17 protein-coding genes are annotated in these 16,298 nt (G+C 71.2%); 3 read left to right on the top strand and 14 right to left on the bottom strand.

The window, feature by feature from the left end:
* Nucleotides 1–20 precede the first annotated feature (20 nt).
* Together SKC42_RS09415 and SKC42_RS09410 are read right to left on the bottom strand one after the other, a co-directional pair.
* Nucleotides 21–689 carry a TIGR02234 family membrane protein gene (locus tag SKC42_RS09415; RefSeq protein ID WP_330964030.1) on the bottom strand — a complete coding sequence of 223 codons (669 nt, stop codon included), beginning with the start codon at nucleotides 687–689 and terminating at the stop codon, nucleotides 21–23.
* Nucleotides 682–2,220, bottom strand: coding sequence for an anthranilate synthase component I (locus SKC42_RS09410; protein ID WP_330964029.1), 1,539 nt, complete (start codon nucleotides 2,218–2,220; stop codon nucleotides 682–684). The genes SKC42_RS09415 and SKC42_RS09410 overlap by 8 nt, the downstream gene beginning before the upstream one ends.
* Nucleotides 2,221–2,280: 60 nt before the next feature.
* On the opposite strand from SKC42_RS09410, the gene SKC42_RS09405 reads away from it, so the two are divergent.
* The gene (locus SKC42_RS09405; RefSeq protein WP_330964028.1) at nucleotides 2,281–2,745 is read left to right on the top strand and encodes a peroxiredoxin; all 465 of its coding nucleotides are present in this window, start codon (nucleotides 2,281–2,283) and stop codon (nucleotides 2,743–2,745) included.
* Here SKC42_RS09405 and SKC42_RS09400 read toward each other — a convergent pair.
* The gene (locus tag SKC42_RS09400; RefSeq protein ID WP_330964027.1) at nucleotides 2,735–3,826 is read right to left on the bottom strand and encodes a calcium:proton antiporter; all 1,092 of its coding nucleotides are present in this window, start codon (nucleotides 3,824–3,826) and stop codon (nucleotides 2,735–2,737) included. The two genes, SKC42_RS09405 and SKC42_RS09400, sit on opposite strands and share 11 nt — an antisense overlap.
* Before the next feature lie 102 nt (nucleotides 3,827–3,928).
* On the opposite strand from SKC42_RS09400, the gene SKC42_RS09395 reads away from it, so the two are divergent.
* On the top strand, nucleotides 3,929–5,431 hold the full coding sequence (locus SKC42_RS09395; RefSeq protein WP_330964026.1) for a serine/threonine-protein kinase: 1,503 nt from the start codon (nucleotides 3,929–3,931) through the stop codon (nucleotides 5,429–5,431).
* A gap of 39 nt (nucleotides 5,432–5,470) precedes the next feature.
* Here SKC42_RS09395 and hisI read toward each other — a convergent pair whose 3' ends face one another.
* Genes hisI through hisD form a run of 8 tightly spaced genes read right to left on the bottom strand, consistent with a single transcriptional unit; the run spans nucleotide 5,471 to nucleotide 11,880 of the window.
* Nucleotides 5,471–5,818, bottom strand: coding sequence for a phosphoribosyl-AMP cyclohydrolase (hisI, locus tag SKC42_RS09390; protein WP_330964025.1), 348 nt, complete (start codon nucleotides 5,816–5,818; stop codon nucleotides 5,471–5,473).
* A complete protein-coding gene (hisF, locus tag SKC42_RS09385; RefSeq protein WP_330964024.1) occupies nucleotides 5,815–6,600 on the bottom strand; it encodes an imidazole glycerol phosphate synthase subunit HisF in 786 nt (261 codons plus the stop codon). The genes hisI and hisF overlap by 4 nt, the downstream gene beginning before the upstream one ends.
* A gap of 2 nt (nucleotides 6,601–6,602) precedes the next feature.
* Nucleotides 6,603–7,403, bottom strand: coding sequence for an inositol monophosphatase family protein (locus tag SKC42_RS09380; protein ID WP_330964089.1), 801 nt, complete (start codon nucleotides 7,401–7,403; stop codon nucleotides 6,603–6,605).
* Between the two features lie 8 nt (nucleotides 7,404–7,411).
* Nucleotides 7,412–8,158: a bifunctional 1-(5-phosphoribosyl)-5-((5-phosphoribosylamino)methylideneamino)imidazole-4-carboxamide isomerase/phosphoribosylanthranilate isomerase PriA gene (priA, locus tag SKC42_RS09375; RefSeq protein ID WP_330964023.1), complete on the bottom strand. Its 747-nt coding sequence runs from the start codon at nucleotides 8,156–8,158 to the stop codon at nucleotides 7,412–7,414.
* Entirely contained in the window at nucleotides 8,158–8,775 is a 618-nt protein-coding gene (hisH, locus tag SKC42_RS09370; protein WP_330964022.1) for an imidazole glycerol phosphate synthase subunit HisH, read from the bottom strand. Before hisH ends, priA begins: the two co-directional genes overlap by 1 nt.
* A complete protein-coding gene (gene hisB, locus SKC42_RS09365) occupies nucleotides 8,772–9,404 on the bottom strand; it encodes an imidazoleglycerol-phosphate dehydratase HisB (protein ID WP_330964021.1) in 633 nt (210 codons plus the stop codon). The genes hisH and hisB overlap by 4 nt, the downstream gene beginning before the upstream one ends.
* A complete protein-coding gene (locus SKC42_RS09360; RefSeq protein WP_330964020.1) occupies nucleotides 9,401–10,537 on the bottom strand; it encodes a histidinol-phosphate transaminase in 1,137 nt (378 codons plus the stop codon). The genes hisB and SKC42_RS09360 overlap by 4 nt, the downstream gene beginning before the upstream one ends.
* Nucleotides 10,534–11,880 carry a histidinol dehydrogenase gene (hisD, locus tag SKC42_RS09355; RefSeq protein ID WP_330964019.1) on the bottom strand — a complete coding sequence of 449 codons (1,347 nt, stop codon included), beginning with the start codon at nucleotides 11,878–11,880 and terminating at the stop codon, nucleotides 10,534–10,536. Before hisD ends, SKC42_RS09360 begins: the two co-directional genes overlap by 4 nt.
* Before the next feature lie 83 nt (nucleotides 11,881–11,963).
* On the opposite strand from hisD, the gene SKC42_RS09350 reads away from it, so the two are divergent.
* Nucleotides 11,964–12,386, top strand: a complete 423-nt coding sequence (locus SKC42_RS09350) for a nitroreductase family deazaflavin-dependent oxidoreductase (RefSeq protein ID WP_330964018.1) — start codon at nucleotides 11,964–11,966, stop codon at nucleotides 12,384–12,386.
* 420 nt (nucleotides 12,387–12,806) lie between these two features.
* Here SKC42_RS09350 and nadC read toward each other — a convergent pair whose 3' ends face one another.
* Genes nadC through nadA form a run of 3 tightly spaced genes read right to left on the bottom strand, consistent with a single transcriptional unit; the run spans nucleotide 12,807 to nucleotide 16,288 of the window.
* Nucleotides 12,807–13,661 carry a carboxylating nicotinate-nucleotide diphosphorylase gene (nadC, locus tag SKC42_RS09345; protein WP_330964017.1) on the bottom strand — a complete coding sequence of 285 codons (855 nt, stop codon included), beginning with the start codon at nucleotides 13,659–13,661 and terminating at the stop codon, nucleotides 12,807–12,809.
* Between the two features lie 3 nt (nucleotides 13,662–13,664).
* Nucleotides 13,665–15,242 carry an L-aspartate oxidase gene (locus SKC42_RS09340; RefSeq protein WP_330964016.1) on the bottom strand — a complete coding sequence of 526 codons (1,578 nt, stop codon included), beginning with the start codon at nucleotides 15,240–15,242 and terminating at the stop codon, nucleotides 13,665–13,667.
* A complete protein-coding gene (gene nadA / locus SKC42_RS09335; RefSeq protein ID WP_442932066.1) occupies nucleotides 15,239–16,288 on the bottom strand; it encodes a quinolinate synthase NadA in 1,050 nt (349 codons plus the stop codon). Before nadA ends, SKC42_RS09340 begins: the two co-directional genes overlap by 4 nt.
* Nucleotides 16,289–16,298: the final 10 nt, after the last annotated feature.

Raw genomic sequence — 16,298 nt, 5'->3', positions numbered from 1 at the left:
GGCCTTTGGCTCACCGCCCGTCACCGACCCTCGCTGTCCGCCTCGCCGGGTCGCTCCGTGAGGTCCCGACCCTCATCGAGCGCATCCCAGATCATCCGTTCGGACATCTTCGGCGTCTCGGGCTCCTCCAGCATCGCCCCATTTTCGCTTTCGCGTAGGGCTTTCGACCGACGCGTCGCCGGAGCCGCATATTTGGCGACGTCCGGGCCGTCCGAGCCGAGGATCGACGCCGAGCGCATCAACAACACGGCGGCGATCACGCTGCACCCGGCGGCGGCCACCGCGATCCCCGCTCCCCACCGGTGCCGCTCGCTGCCCACCAGCGTCATCAACGGGATGCGCGCCAGTTCGGCGCCGCGCACGGCCACGTCCGGGAGCACCCAGAGGCTGATGCCCAGATAGCCGGCCGCCAGGCCGGCGACCGCCACCAGCACCGCCAGCACGCGCAGCGGCCAACCGCGCACCGCCAGGGCCGCCGCGGCCGCCGCCACCAGCAGCAGAGCCAACGGAAGCAGCGCCGTCGACCACGCGGCGCCCGACAGGGTCACCGCCTTCGGCGGCCCCAACCCGTCGAAGGAGCGCACCACGACCCACGGCAACCGGGACGCCGCCCACAGCGCCCCGGCGGCCACCACCAGCAGCAGCTGGGCCAGCACGATTGTGCGCCGGCCCGGGCGGCGGTCAGCCATCCCGGCCCGGCAGCGGGGCGGTCAGCGTCTCGGCCGCGGCGATCGCGTTGAGCACCGCACGCGCCTTGTTGGACGCCTCGGTGTATTCGTACGGACCGTTGGAGTCGGCGACCACCCCGCCGCCGGCCTGCACGTAGGCGGTGCCGGCGCGCATGAGCGCGGTGCGGATGGCGATCGCGAAGTCGGCGTTGCCGGCGAAGTCCAGGTAGCCGACCACGCCGCCGTAGAGGCCGCGGCGCGTCTGTTCGACCTCTTCGATGAGCTCCATGGCCCGCACTTTGGGGGCGCCCGACAGCGTTCCCGCCGGGAAGCACGCGGTCACCGCGTCCAGGGCCGTGCGGCCCTCGCCGAGCATCCCGGTCACCGTCGACACCAGGTGCATCACGTGGCTGTAGCGCTCGATGTGGCTGTAGTCCTCGACGCGCACGCTGCCCGGCGTGCAGACCCGGCCCAGGTCGTTGCGACCCAGGTCGACCAGCATCAGGTGCTCGGCGCGCTCCTTGTCGTCGGCCAGCAGGTCTTTTTCCAGCTGCTGATCCTCTTCCTCCGTCTTGCCGCGCCACCGCGTCCCGGCGATCGGGTGCGTCGTCGCCCAGCCGTCGGCCACCGTGACCAGCGCCTCCGGGCTGGACCCGACGATCGAGAAGTCGGTCGCGCCTTGCTCGTTCGGCACGTGTAGCAGGTACATGTAGGGGCTCGGGTTGGTCGCGCGCAGCATCCGGTACACGTCGATCGGGTCGACCGTGGTGTCCATCTCGAAGCGCTGCGAGGGCACCACTTGGAAGGCCTCGCCGGCCGCGATCTGCTCGACGAGGTAGTCGACGATCTTGGTGTACTCCTCGACGGTGCGCTGCGCGCGCTGCCGGGGCTCGGGCCGGCTGAACGTGGCGACCGTCGAGGGCAGCGCCTGGCCCAGCGCCGTCGTCATCACGTCGAGCCGGGCGACGGCGTCGTCGTAGGCCTCGTCGACGCGCTCGTCGGTGCCGTTCCAGTTCACGGCGTTGGCGATCAGGGTGATGGTGCCCTCGTGGTGGTCGACCGCCGCCAGGTCCGTCGCCAGCAGTAGCAACATGTCCGGGAGATGCAGGTCGTCGACGGCCAGCTCCGGCAGGCGTTCGAGGCGCCGCACCAGGTCGTAGGCGAAGAAGCCGACCATGCCGCCGGACAGCGGCGGCAGGCCGGGCAGCGCGGCCGTGGCCAGCAGTTCGAGGGTGGCCCGCAGTGCCCGCAGGGGATCGCCCCCGGTCGGGGCGTCCCGCGGCACCGCGCCCAGCCACACCGCTTCGCCGTCGCGCACCGTCAGCGCGGACGGCGCGCCCGCGCCGATGAACGACCACCGCGACCAGGACCGGCCGTTCTCCGCGGACTCGAGCAGAAACGTACCCGGGCGATTGGCGGCCAGCTTGCGGTACGCCGAGAGCGGCGTCTCGCTGTCGGCCAGCACCTTGCGGGTCACCGGCACCACGCGGTGCTCCGCCGCCAGCCGGCGGAAGTGCTCCCGTGAGGTGGTTGCGGCGAGGTGGTCGTGCACCGGACCATCCTCGCAGATCCACGCCAGGCGGCTCGCCGCCCCGGGCGTAGCGTGACCGCCATGAAACCTGGTGACACCGTCGCGGACTTCGAACTCCCCGATCAGGCGGGCACGCCCCGCACGCTCAGCGGCCTGCTCGCCGACGGGCCCGTCGTCCTGTTCTTCTACCCCGCCGCGATGACGCCGGGCTGCACCAAAGAGGCCTGCCACTTCCGCGACCTGGCGGCCGAATTCGCCGCGGTGGGCGCCAGCCGGATCGGCATCAGCACCGACCCCGTGCAGAAGCAGGCCAAGTTCGCCGAGACGCAGCACTTCGACTACCCGTTGCTGTCGGACGCCGACGGCACGGTGGCCAAGCAGTTCGGGGTCAAGCGCGGCCTGCTGGGCAAGCTGATGCCGGTCAAGCGCACCACCTTTGTCATCGGCACCGACCGCAAGGTGCTCGACGTGATCGCGAGCGAGTTCAGCATGGACACCCACGCCGACAAGGCACTCGAGACGCTGCGCGCCCTGCCTACGGGTTGATCGCAAGGAAGACGTACGCGGCGAGCAGCACCAGGTGCAGTTCGCCCTGCAGCCGGGTGGCCCGCCCCGGCACCACCGTCAGCATGCTGATCACGACGGTCAGCGCCAGCAGCACCAGTTGCAGCGGGCCGAGGCCGAGGACGAGCGGCCCCCTGAGCCAGATGCTGGCCAGCGCGATCGCCGGAATGGTCAGCCCAATGCTGGCCAGCGCCGAACCGTAGGCCAGGTTCAGGCTGATCTGGATGCGGCCCCGCCGGCTCGCGCGCAGCGCCGCCAGGGTCTCCGGCAGCAGGACCAGCGTCGCGATCACCACGCCGACGAACGTCTGCGGGAATCCCGCCGCCGTCACCGCCCGCTCGACCGCCGGCGACTCCTGCTCGGCCAGGCCCACCACCGAGACCAGCGCGACGATCAGCAGCGCCAGGCTGAGAAGCGTCGCCCGGGCGCTCGGCGGCTCGGCGTGGCTCTCGTCCTCGAAGAGCCGCTTCTGCCCCCGCTGTGCGACCGGCAGGAAGAAGTCGCGGTGCCGGACGGTTTGCGTGAACACGAACAGCAGGTACAGCCCCAGCGAGGCGACGGCGGCGAAGGCCAGCTGCCCGGGCGAGAACTCCCTGCCCACGTGGCTGGTGGTGAACGCTGGCAACACCAGGCTCAGGGTCGCCAGCGTGGTCAGCGTCGCCAGCGCCGCCCCGCTGCCCTCCGCGTTGAACAGCGTCACGCCGTACCGCCGCGACCCGGTCAGCAGCGACAGCCCCGCGATCCCGTTCGTGGTGATGATGACCGCGGCGAACACGGTGTCCCGGGCCAGCGTCGCGGTTTCACTGCCGCCGGACGCCATCAGCTCGACGATCAGCGACACCTCGATCACGGTGACGGCGGCCGCCAGCACCAGCGACCCGAACGGCTCGCCGACTCGGGCCGCGACCACCTCGGCGTGATGTACGGCGGCCAAGACGGCGCCGACCAGCAGCGCGGCCGCCAGCGCGATGAGCACCGGCCCGAGGTGCCGCCCCCAGATCAGCGCCAGCACGACGACGGCAAGCAGGGGCATGACCGCGGTCCACGTCACCGGTTTGAACATCGCCCGCCATTCTCACGGATGTCAGCGACCGGCGCGCATCCGACGGGCGCCATCCAGGCGAATCACGGTCGCTGGGGCGCACGGCCTCAGTAGCATGCTCACATGCCGCAAGCGGAAGGCCTCACCGAAGGGGAGGTGTTCGCCGGGTACACCATCGTGCGGCGCCTGGGCGCCGGCGGGATGGGCGAGGTGTACCTGGCACAGCACCCGCGGCTACCGCGCCGGGACGCGTTGAAGATCCTCCCCCGCGACCTGACCGCCGACGACGAGTTCCGCCGGCGCTTCATGCGGGAGGCCGACCTGGCGGCGAGCCTCTACCACGAGCACATCGTCGGCATCCACGACCGCGGCGAATTCGAAGGCGCGCTGTGGATCTCGATGGACTACGTGGAGGGCACCGACGCGGCCCAGCTGCTGCGCAGCCAGTACCCGTCGGGCATGCCGAAAGCCGCGGTCGCCGAGATCATCTCGGCGGTCGCCGACGCCCTCGACTACGCGCACTCCCGCGGCCTCTTGCACCGCGACGTCAAACCGGCCAACATCCTGCTCAGCGAGGCCAGCCCGCGACGGCGGATCCTGCTGGCGGACTTCGGGATCGCCCGCGAGCTGGGCGAGATCAGCGGCCTGACCGCGACGAACATGCTCGTCGGGACGACCGCGTACTGCGCGCCCGAGCAGCTGCAGGGTGCCGACCTCGGCGCCCGGGCCGACCAGTACGCGCTGGGCTGCACCGCCTTCAACCTGCTGACCGGGGTCGCCCCGTATCACCACTCCAACCCGGCCGTGGTCATCAGCCAGCATCTCTCCGCTCCGCCGCCGCGCGTGAGCGAACGCCGACCGGAGTTGGCCGAGCTCGACCCGGTGATCGCCAAGGTGCTCGCGAAGAATCCCGACGAGCGGTACCCGACGTGCGCGGACTTCGCGGCCGCGCTGTCGGGACAGCCGGCCGCGACCGAGGCGATCCTGCCGCCCACCGAGGGGATCCCGGCGCCCACCGAAGTGATCGCTACTCCCACCCCTTCGACATCCCCCGAACCGGGCGGGAGGCGGCGCGGGCGGGCCACCGTGATCGCCGCCCTGGTCGCCGTCGCGCTGCTCGGCGTCGCCACGGTCGTCGGCGTCCAGGTGTTCGGCGGCCACGCCCGGCACTCGGGCGGCACGGCGCCATCGACCGCGCCATCCACCGGCGGCGCCGGGTCGCCCACGACGACTGCGACGATCACGTTGTCCAGCCAGGTCACCGATCAATCGAACGTCCTCGGCCCGCTCGAGTCCGACGCGGTCAACCGCGCCCTCACCCGGCTCTACAACCAGCGCGGCACCCGGCTGTGGGTGGTGTATGTCAAAAGCTTCGGCGGCCAGAAACCCTTCCGCTGGGCGGAAAATATCATGCGCGCCAACGGGTTTGCCGACACCGACGCCATCCTGGCCGTGGCCACCGACGAACCGGCGTTCTCCTTCCGCGTGCCGGGGGCGATCACGAACGGAAAGGCGATCGACGTGGAGATGATCCGTCGCGACCGGATCTCGCCCGCTGTTTTCCGTCACGAGTGGGCCCGCGCGGCGATAGCCGCGGCCAACGGGCTCGACGTGGCGCCCGGCTAGGGCTAGGGCTGCTCATGCGGGCTTCGGCGGGGCGCCGGGCTAGCGCTCGGGCCCCAGCAACACGTCGGCGTCGAAACAGCTGTGATCGCCGGTGTGGCAGGCGCCGCCGACCTGGTCGACAACCAGCAGCACCGCGTCGCCGTCGCAGTCCAGCCGCACCGAGTGGACCCGCTGCGTGTGGCCGGACGTCGCGCCCTTCACCCACTGCTCGCCGCGCGACCGCGAATAGTAGGTCCCCTCACGGGTTTCCAGCGTCCGGGCCAGCGCATCGTCGTCCATCCACGCGACCATCAGCACGTCACCGCTGCCCCGCTCCTGCACAACGGCGGTGAATAGCCCGTCCGCATTGCGCTTGAGCCGTGCCGCGATTCGTGGGTCGAGCGTCATCGCACGGCGATCCCCTCGGCCGCCATCGCTGCCTTCACCTGGCCGATGGTCAGCTCACGGAAGTGAAAGACGCTGGCCGCCAACACCGCATCGGCGCCGGCGGCGACGGCGGGCGCGAAGTGCGCCGCCGCACCCGCGCCCCCGCTGGCGATTACCGGCACCGTGACCGCGGCACGCACCGCCCGCAACATCGCCAGGTCGAAGCCGGCCTTCGTTCCGTCGGCGTCCATCGAATTGAGCAGGATCTCCCCCACCCCGAGCTCGGCGCCCCGCACCGCCCACTCGACGGCATCGATTCCCGTGCCGCGCCGGCCGCCGTGGGTGGTGACCTCCCAGCCCGACGGGGTCGGGGCCGAGCCGGCGGGCACCGTGCGGGCGTCGACGGACAACACGATGCACTGCGACCCGAACTGCCGCGCCATCTCGGCCAGCAAGTCGGGGCGCGCGATCGCGGCGGTGTTGACCGACACCTTGTCGGCCCCCGCGCGCAGCAGGGTGTCGACGTCGCCCACCGTGCGCACGCCCCCGCCCACGGTCAGCGGGATGAAAACCTGCTCGGCGGTGCGGCGCACCACGTCCAGCATGGTGCCGCGTTCCGACGACGAGGCGGTGACGTCGAGGAACGTCAGCTCGTCGGCCCCCTCGGCGTCGTAGGCGGCGGCCAGCTCGACGGGATCTCCCGCGTCGCGGAGGTTTTCGAAGTTGACGCCCTTGACCACCCGGCCGGCGTCGACGTCCAGGCAGGGAATCACCCGCACCGCGAGGCCGTTACTCGCGTACATCGTCAGTAGTCTCCCGGTTCGCCCGTGCCGCGCAGGATTTCGAGAATCGCAGCGTGCGCGTGTGGCTCCGCCGCCAGCGCGGAATCCGACGCGGGGGTCCACGGTTCACCGCGGACGTCGGTGACGACCCCGCCCGCCGCCCGCACCAGCGCCACGCCGGCCGCGTGGTCCCACACGTGGCCGCCGAAACTGATCGAGCCACCGAGGACCCCATCGGCGACGTAGGCGAGATCCAGCCCGGTGGAACCGTGCATCCTCAGCCGCGACGAGACCCGGCTGAGGTTCTCCAGCACCGCGATCCGGTAGCGCCCGGGGAACCGGCCCCGGGCGTCCGCGCTGAACGAGCCGGCGCCGATGAGGGCGTCGGCCAGTTCGACCCGGCCCAGCGGTTGTTGGGGCCTGCCATTCTTCACCAAGGGCCCGCCGGCGATCGCGGTGTAGCGCTGACCGGTGAAGGGCAGCCAGGTCAGGCCCGCCACTGGCTCTCCGTCGTGGAGCAGCCCCAGCAGGATTCCGGCCATCGGCGATCCCGCCGCGTAGTTGAACGTGCCGTCGACCGGGTCGAGCACCCACACCCACTCGGCGTCGACGTCTTCGCCGCCGTATTCCTCGCCGTGCACGCCGATCCCAGTGGTGTCGGTGAGGGCGGCGACGACCTGCCGCTCGATCGCCAGGTCGACGTCGGTCGCGAAGTCGTTGCCCTTCTTCTGCACCGCCGACTCGGCCCGGTGGCCGGCGAGGAAGGGCTCGGTCGCCTCGTCGAGGATCGCCGACGCCTTCTCGACAAGCGCGTCCAGGTCCATCGCGCCGCTCACTCCTGCACCGCGGCCAGGGCCTGCGGCAGGGTGAACCGCCCGGCGTAGAGGGCCTTGCCCACGATGGCCCCCTCGACCCCGCGGTCGGTGAGCGTGGCGATCGCACGCAGGTCGTCCAGGCTGGACACGCCGCCGGACGCGATAACCGGCGCCTCGGTGCGCTCGGCGACTCCGGCGAGCAAGTCGAGATTGGGACCGCCCAGCGTGCCGTCCTTGGTAACGTCGGTGACCACGAATCGCGAACACCCTTCGCGGTCAAGGCGTTCCAGCACCTCCCAGAGGTCACCGCCATCGGTCTCCCAGCCGCGGCCGCGCAGCCGGTGCTGGCCTTCGGGGTGGGTCGGGTCGATCTGGACGTCCAGGCCGACAGCGACCCTGTCGCCATGTTCGCTGATCACCCGCGCGCACCACAGCGGGTTCTCCAGGGCGGCCGTCCCGAGGTTGACCCGGGCGCAGCCCGTCGCCAGCGCCGCCGTCAGCGACTCGTCGTCGCGGACGCCGCCGGAGAGCTCGATCCGCACGTCGAGCTTGCCGACCACCTCGGCAAGCAGTTCGCGGTTGGAGCCGCGACCGAAGGCGGCGTCGAGGTCGACGAGGTGAATCCATTCGGCCCCGTCGCGCTGCCAGCCCAGGGCGGCGTCCAGCGCCGTCCCGTACTCCGTCTCGCTGCCGGCCTTGCCCTGCACCAGGCGCACGGCCCGCCCGTCGACCACGTCGACGGCCGGCAAGAGAATCAATGGCATTACAGTCCCTCCACCCAGTTGCTCAGCACGACCGCCCCGGCGTCCCCGCTCTTTTCGGGGTGGAACTGGGTGGCAGACAACGGTCCCTCCTCGACGGCGGCCAGGAACGGCACGTGATGGGTGGCCCAGGTGAGCACCGCCGCCGGTGATCCCTCCCAGCGCTGCGCGGCATAGGAATGCACGAAGTAGAACCGGGTGTCCTCGTCCAGTCCCTTGAACAAAACCGTGCCCGACCCCGCCTTGACCACGTTCCAACCCATGTGCGGGATCACGGGTGCGTCCAACCGGGTGACGGCCCCGGGCCACTGCCCGCAGCCGGTCGTCTCCACGCCGAATTCGACGCCGCGCGCGAACAAGATCTGCATCCCGACGCACACCCCCAGGACCGGACGGCCCGCGGCGACGCGGTCGGCGATGATGCGGTCGCCCCCGATCTTCCGCAGCCCGGTCATGCAGGCCTCGTATGCGCCGACACCCGGAACCACCAGCCCGTCGGCGGCGGCCGCCGCTCCCGCGTCAGCGGTCACTTCGACCGACGCACCCACCCGTTCCAGGGCGCGTTGCGCCGACCGTAGGTTGCCCGAACCGTAGTCGAGCACCACAATTGATTTCGTCACAGAACACCTTTGGTGGACGGCACGCCCGACACCCGGGGATCTGGCTCGACGGCCTGGCGCAAAGCCCGGGCGACGGCCTTGTATTGGGCTTCGGTGACGTGGTGCGGATCGCGCCCATAGAGCACGCGAACGTGCAGCGCGATCCGGGCATTGGCGGCCAGCGACTCGAACACGTGCCGGTTGATCACGGTGTGATAGGGCACGGAGCTGCCGGCAATCGTGGTGTGCTGCAGGTGATCCGGCTCCCCCGTGTGCACGCAGTAGGGCCGACCGGAGACGTCGACCGCGGCGTGGGCCAGGGTCTCGTCCATGGGGATGAACGCATCGCCGAAGCGGCGGATGCCCTTCTTGTCGCCCAGGGCCTGCCCCAGCGCCTGGCCGAGCGCGATGGCGGTGTCCTCGATGGTGTGGTGTCCCTCGATCTCGACGTCGCCCTTGGTACGCACGGTGAGGTCGAAACTGGCGTGGCTGCCCAGCGCCGTGAGCATGTGGTCGTAGAACGGCACGCCGGTGTCCACATCCACCCGCCCCGTGCCGTCCAGGTCGAGATCGATGACGATGTCGGACTCGCGCGTCGTCCTCTCGATCCGCGCGCGGCGGGCCGCTTTCTGGGTCTCGATGGCTGTCACGATGCTCCTACGGCGGTGGCGGGGGCCAGTTCGGTGGCCGCGATCCGGGCGCTGGCCTTGAGGAACGCGTCGTTCTCGTCGCTTAATCCCGTGGTGGCGCGCAGGTAGCCGGGGATATCGACGTCGCGGATCAGAATGCCGGCGTCCAGGTAACGCTGCCAGGCGGCCGGCGCGTCGGCGAACTCCCCGAACAGCACGAAGTTGGCGTCGCTTGGGATCACCCGAAAACCCATCCCGCTCAACGCTTTCGTGACGCGCTCCCGCTCGTCGATCAGTTTTGCGACGCTGCCCAGCGTGTCGTCGGCGTGCCGCAGCGCGGCGCGGGCCGCGGCCTGGGTGACCGACGACAGGTGATACGGCAGCCGCACCAGTAGCATCGCATCGATCACCGCCGGCGTGGCGACCAGGTAGCCGAGCCGGCCGCCAGCGAAGGCGAAAGCCTTGCTCATCGTGCGGGTGACGATCAGCTTGGCCGGGTATTGCTCCACCAGCGCCACCGCGCTGGGCTGCGAGGAGAACTCGCCGTAGGCCTCGTCGACGATCACGATGCCCGGGACCACGTCGAGCAACCGCCGCAGGTCCGGCAGCGGGATGCTTTGCCCCGACGGATTGTTGGGGCTGGCGAGGAAGACGACGTCGGGGCGGCGGTCGGTGATGGCGGCGATGGCGGCGTCGACATCGAGGCTGAAGTCGTCGGCGCGGCCGGCCTGCAGCCACTCGGTGCGCGTGGCGTCGGAGATGATCGGGTGCATCGAGTAGGACGGGACGAAACCGATCGCGGTGCGGCCCGGCCCGCCGAAGGCCTGCAGCAGTTGCTGCAATATTTCGTTTGAACCGTTTGCGGCCCAGACGTTTTCGACGTTCAGGGGGGTTCCGGTCTGGGCGGTGAGGTAGGCGGCCAGGTCGGCGCGCAGCGCGACCGCATCGCGGTCGGGGTAGCGGTGCAGCTCGACCGCCGCCTCGCCCACCGCGCGGACCACATCCTCGACCAGCGCCGCGCTCGGGGGATGCGGGTTCTCGTTGGTGTTCAGCCGCACCGGCACCGCCAATTGCGGTGCGCCGTAAGGGGTCTTGCCCCGCAGGTCATCGCGCAGCGGCAGGTCGTCGAGGGTGGGCTGTCCGGCGCCGCTCATCGTTCGAACCTCCGCCGGATCGCCTCGCCGTGCGCCGGCAGGTCTTCGGCCTTCGACAGCGAAATGACATGGCCGGAAACGTCCTTCAGCGCGGCCTCGGTGTAGTCGACGACGTGGATGCCACGCAGGAACGTCTGCACCGATAGGCCGCTGGAGTGCCGGGCGGAACCGCCGGTTGGCAGCACGTGGTTGGAACCGGCGCAGTAGTCGCCGAGGCTCACCGGCGAGTACGGTCCGACGAAAATGGCTCCGGCCGAGCGGATTCGGCCGGCGACCTCGGGCGCGTCCGCGGTCTGGATCTCCAAGTGCTCGGCGGCGTAGGCGTTGACCACCTTGATCCCGGCGTCCAGGTCGTCGACCAGGATGATCGCCGACTGGCGTCCGCCGAGGGCCGCGGTGACGCGCTCGCGGTGTTTGGTCGTCTCCAGCTGCGCTGCCACTTCGGCGTCCGTGGCGGCGGCCAGGTGCTCGCTCGGGGTGACCAGCACACTGCCGGCCATCTCGTCGTGCTCGGCCTGGCTGATCAGGTCGGCGGCGACATGGGCCGGGTCGGCGGTGTGGTCGGCCAGGATGGCGATCTCCGTCGGCCCGGCCTCCGCGTCGATGCCGACCCGCGAGCGGCACAGCCTCTTGGCGGCGGTGACATAGATGTTGCCGGGGCCGGTGATCATGTCGACCGGCTCGAGGTTCGCGCCGTCGAGGTCGGTGCCGCCGTAGACCAGGAGGGCCACCGCCTGGGCGCCGCCGACGGCCCACACCTCGTCGACGCCCAGGAGGCGGGCGGCGGCCAGGATCGTCGGGTGCGGCCACCCGTCGTAGCGCGCCTGCGGCGGGCTTGCGACCACCAGCGAGCCGACACCGGCTACCTGGGCCGGCACCACGTTCATGACCACGCTCGACGGGTACACGGCGTTGCCCCCGGGCACGTACAACCCCACCCGCTCGACCGGCACCCACCGTTCGGTCACCGTGGCGCCGGGGCCCAGCGTGGTCGTCACGTCGGCGCGTCGCTGGTCGGCGTGCACCGCGCGGGCCCGTTCGATCATCACCTGCAGCGCCTCGGAGACGTCGGCGTCGAGGTCGTCCAGCGCCGCTTCGAGGGCCGCTTCGGGCACGCGGACGGTCGGCGGTCGCACGCCGTCGAAGGACGCCCCGAATTCCAGCGCGGCGTCGGCCCCGCGTTCCGCGACGGCCTCGACGATGGGCCGCACCTTGGGCAGGACGCTCTCCACGTCGGCACCGCCACGCGGCAGCGCCGCCCGCAATCGGGCGGCCGTCAAGTCCGCGCCCCGCAGGTCGATGCGGGCGATCGGTGACGGTTGGCTGGTGTTCACGTTCCCCATTCTCCCAGAGCAGCTCAAGTACTTATCCGACCGGTACAGTGCCGGTGAGCAGGCCCACACCCCGCTTTGGAGAGGGAGCCGTCATGTCCGCGAAGGATCACCCCAACAACGCACCCGGCGTCCCGATGGTGTTCCCACCTTGGTTCGAGCGCATTCAGATTAAGTACATCAACCCGGCGATCAAGCCGATCGCCCGGTTCATGCCGGGGACTGCGACCATCAAGCACCGTGGTCGAACCTCCGGCACGCCCTACGAGACCGTCATCACCCCGTATCGCAAGGGCAACGTCCTGGCGATCGCGCTGGGCCACGGCAAGACCAACTGGGTCAAGAACGTGCTGGCCGCCGGCGAGGCCGACGTGCAGTACAGCCGCAATCGCGTGGTGCACATCACCAACCCGCGGGTGCTGCCGGCGGGCAGTGACGGCGCCGAGGCGGAGAAGCTGCCACGGCTGGCTCGCATGCAGCTGCGCCGGATCGGGATCTTCGTCGGCGATATCGCCTGAGGGGCTGCCGTTGAGTGTGCACTGAGGGCGTTGAGTGTGCACTGGGGGCGGGCATTCGGCGATTTCGACCGCCCAGGACGCACACCCAACGCCCACAATGCACACTCGACAATTTTCGACGGCCCGAGCTCAGCGGGTCGGCGTCGAACGTGCACTCAGAGCGTCGAGTGTGCACTCAGAGCGTCGAGTGTGCACTCAGGGCGTCGAGTGTGCACTCAGGGCGTTGAGTGTGCACTGAGGACGGGCATTCGGCGATTTCGGCCGCCCAGGACGCACACCCAACGCCCACAATGCACACTCGACAATTTTCGACGGCCCGAGCTCAGCGGGCCGCCGTCGAGCGTGCACTCAGGGCGAAGATTCGGCGAAATCGACGCCCACGATTCACACCCGACGCCCGATGCCAGCGGGGCCGACGAGCTACATGTCCAGGCCGATGTCGAGCGCGCGCACGGAATGCGTCAGCGCGCCGACGGCCAGGTAGTCGACCCCGGTCGCGGCGTAGGCCGCCGCCGTCTCGAGACTGAGCCCGCCGGACGACTCGAGCAGCACGGCGGGGGCCCGGGTGTCGCGGCGCTGCACCGCGATCTGCGTCTGCCACACGGGGAAGTTGTCCAGCAGCACCAGTTCGGGCTTTTCGGCCAGCACCTCGTCAAGCTGCTCGAGGGAGTCGACCTCCACCTCACACGGCAGATCCGGCGCCGCGTCGCGCACGGCGCGCAGCGCGTCGACCACCGAACCCGCGGCGGCGACGTGGTTGTCCTTGATCAGCGCCGCGTCGCCGAGGCCCAGCCGGTGGTTGACGCCGCCGCCCACCCGCACCGCGTATTTCTGCAACACGCGCAGGCCGGGCAGGGTCTTGCGGGTGTCGCGAATCTTGGCCTTGGTGCCCCGCACGGCGTCGACCCACGCCGCGGTCGAGGTGGCGATCCCCGACAGGTGGCACACCAAATTGAGCATGGTCCGCTCGGCCGTCAGCAGGCCGCGGGTCTGGGCGGCCACCGTCAACAGCGGCGCGCCCGGCTGCAGCCGGGCGCCGTCCTCGACCCGATGCAGCACCTGATACCCGTCGACGGTGAGGACCTCGTCCAGCACCAGCAGAGCGATGTCCACCCCGGCGATCGCGCCGGGTTCCCGGGGCACCATCGATGCAGTCGCCACCGCGCCGTCGGGCACCGTCGCGAGCGTCGTGACGTCCGGCCCGTAGCGCAGGTCTTCGGCGAGGCCGCGACGGATGGTGTCCAACGCGGCGTCGCGTTCAGCTTCGGAGAACACGCGTCAGCCCACCGCCGCCAAGGCCTCCACGAGCACGCAACCCCGGTCGTCGGCGAGCCGCAGCACGCTGCTGCGGGCCTGGTCGGGAGCGGGCTGGTCGAACTCGCCGCGGTGGTGGCAGCCCCGGCTCTCGGTCCGGCCCAGGGCCGCCGCGGCCACCGCGCGCGCGGCCAACGCCAGCGCGACGTCCTCGAAATCGCGCCGGCTCGCGATCGTGCGGTCCGGCGCCCGGGACAGCATCTCGCACAGGCGGCTGAGCCCGGCGGCCTCGCGCACCACCGAGGCGTCGCGGCTCATCGCGCGCTGCAGGTCGGCGCGCGGGGGTGCCGCATAGGTAACGGGCTCGCAAGGCACCGCGCGGACGCGCCCGGCGGCCTCGGCGTGGGCGGCCGCCGCCTTTCCGGCCCGCCCGCCGACGACCAGGCCCTCCAGCAGGCTGTTGGAGGCCAGCCGGTTGGCGCCGTGCATGCCGGTGCGGGCCACCTCACCCGCCGCGAACAGCCCGGGCAACTCGGTCTGGCCGGACACGTCGGTAACCACGCCGCCGCAGCTGTAGTGCGCTCCGGGAACGACCGGGATGGGCTGGCGGACCGGGTCGACGCCCGCCGCGCGGCACGCGGCGGTGACGGTCGGGAAGCGGTTCTCGAAGCCGGCGATGCCACGCGCGTCGAGGAAGACGCACGGGTCGCCGGTGGCCCGCAGGCGCGCGTCGATGGCCGCCGCGACCACGTCGCGCGGCGCCAGGTCACCCATCGGGTGAACACCGGCGGTGACGGAATTGCCCTGCCGGTCCAGCAGGGTCGCGCCCTCACCGCGGATGGCCTCGGTGACCAACGGCCGGCGTCCCCCGGCGCGGCCCGCGAACAGCATCGTCGGGTGAAACTGGATGAACTCCAGGTCGCTCACCGCGACGCCGGCCCACAGGGCCAACGCGATGCCGTCGCCGGTGGAGCCCTCGGGATTCGTGGTCGCGCCGTAGAGGTGCCCGAGGCCGCCGGAGGCCAGGATGACCGTGGGTGCGCTGATGACGCCGATGCCGTCCGGGTTAGCGACGGCCACGCCGGTCACGGCCGCGCCGTCGTGCAGTACCCGCAGCGCCACGTGGTTCGTGCGGATGTCGAGCGTGGCGGCGGCGTGATCGAGCGCCCGCTGCACCTCCGCACCGGTGGCGTCGCCCCCGGCGTGCACGATCCGCCGCCGGGAATGACCGCCCTCCCGCGAAAGCGACCACTGGCCCGCACCGGTCTCATCGAATCGCGCGCCGACCCCGACCAGCTCGGACACGGCGCGGTGGCCGTCGGCGACGATCGAGTAGACGGCGTCGGGGTCGCACAGGCCCGCTCCCGCGGTCAGGGTGTCGGAGACGTGCGCGTCGACCGAGTCGTCGTTGCCGGGCAGGACGACCGCGATGCCGCCCTGCGCGTAGTGGGTCGCCGTCACCCCGTACCGGCGGTCGGCCTTGGACAGGACGACGACGCTGCTGCCGGCGCGATGCGCGGCCAGCGCGGCGGCCAGCCCGGCCACGCCGGTGCCGATGACGACGACGTCGGCGCTGTCAGTCCAGTCGGTGCGGGCCATCATTCGCCGCCGCCCGGCTGCCCGATCGCGATCATGCGCTGCACGCTGCGCCGGCCCGCCGCGGCGACGTCGGGGTCGACGTGCACCTCGTCGGCGCCCTCGACCAGGCAACGCAGCAGCGCCGCGGGCGTGATCATCTTCATGAACTTGCACGACGCCCGGTCGTTGACCGCCTGGAAGTCGACTTGCGGTGCGGCCCGGCGCAACTGGTGCAGCATGCCGACCTCGGTGGCGACCAGCACCTTGCGGGCGTGGGTGGAGTGCGCCGCGTCGAGCATGCCGCCGGTGGACAGGATCTTGACCCGGTCCGGCGGAAAGGCGCCCTCGCCGGCGAGGTATAAAGCCGAAGTGGCACAACCGCATTCGGGGTGGACGAACAGTTCGGCATCGGGGTTTGCCCGGGCCTGGTCGGCGAGCTCATCGCCGTTGATCCCCGCGTGCACGTGGCACTCGCCGGCCCACACGTGCAGATTGGTGCGGCCGGTCACGCGGCGGACGTGGGCGCCCAGGAACTGGTCCGGGCAGAACAGCACCTCGCGGTCGGGGTCGATGGAATTGACCACATCGACGGCGTTGGACGACGTGCAGCAGACGTCGGTGAGCGCCTTCACCGCCGCCGTGGTGTTGACGTAGGAGACGACGACCGCGCCGGGGTGTTCGTTCTTCCAGGCGCGCAGCTCGTCGGCGTCGATCGAATCGGCCAGCGAGCAGCCGGCGCGCTGGTCCGGGATGAGCACGGTCTTGTCCGGGCTGAGAATCTTGGCGGTCTCGGCCATGAAGTGCACGCCGCAGAACACGATCGTGTCCTCGGGCGCCTCCGCCGCGATCCGCGACAGGGCCAGCGAGTCCCCGACGTGGTCGGCGACGTCCTGGATGGCGGGCAGCTGGTAGTTGTGGGCGAGCACGGTGGCGCCGCGCAGTTCCGCCAGGCGGCGGATCTCGGCGGCCCACTGCTCGTCCGCCTCGACGCCGGCGTAGCCGGTGGGCGAATTGGTGACGTCGGCCATCATGTCTTCGGCGAGCAGGTCCATGCGATTGATAACCGTCACGGCGGCTCCT

It is taken from the genome of Mycobacterium sp. 050134 (assembly GCF_036409085.1).
Lineage (GTDB): Bacteria > Actinomycetota > Actinomycetes > Mycobacteriales > Mycobacteriaceae > Mycobacterium.
The sequence above is the reverse complement of the archived record's forward strand: the minus strand, read 5'-3'. Positions and strand labels throughout refer to the sequence as shown.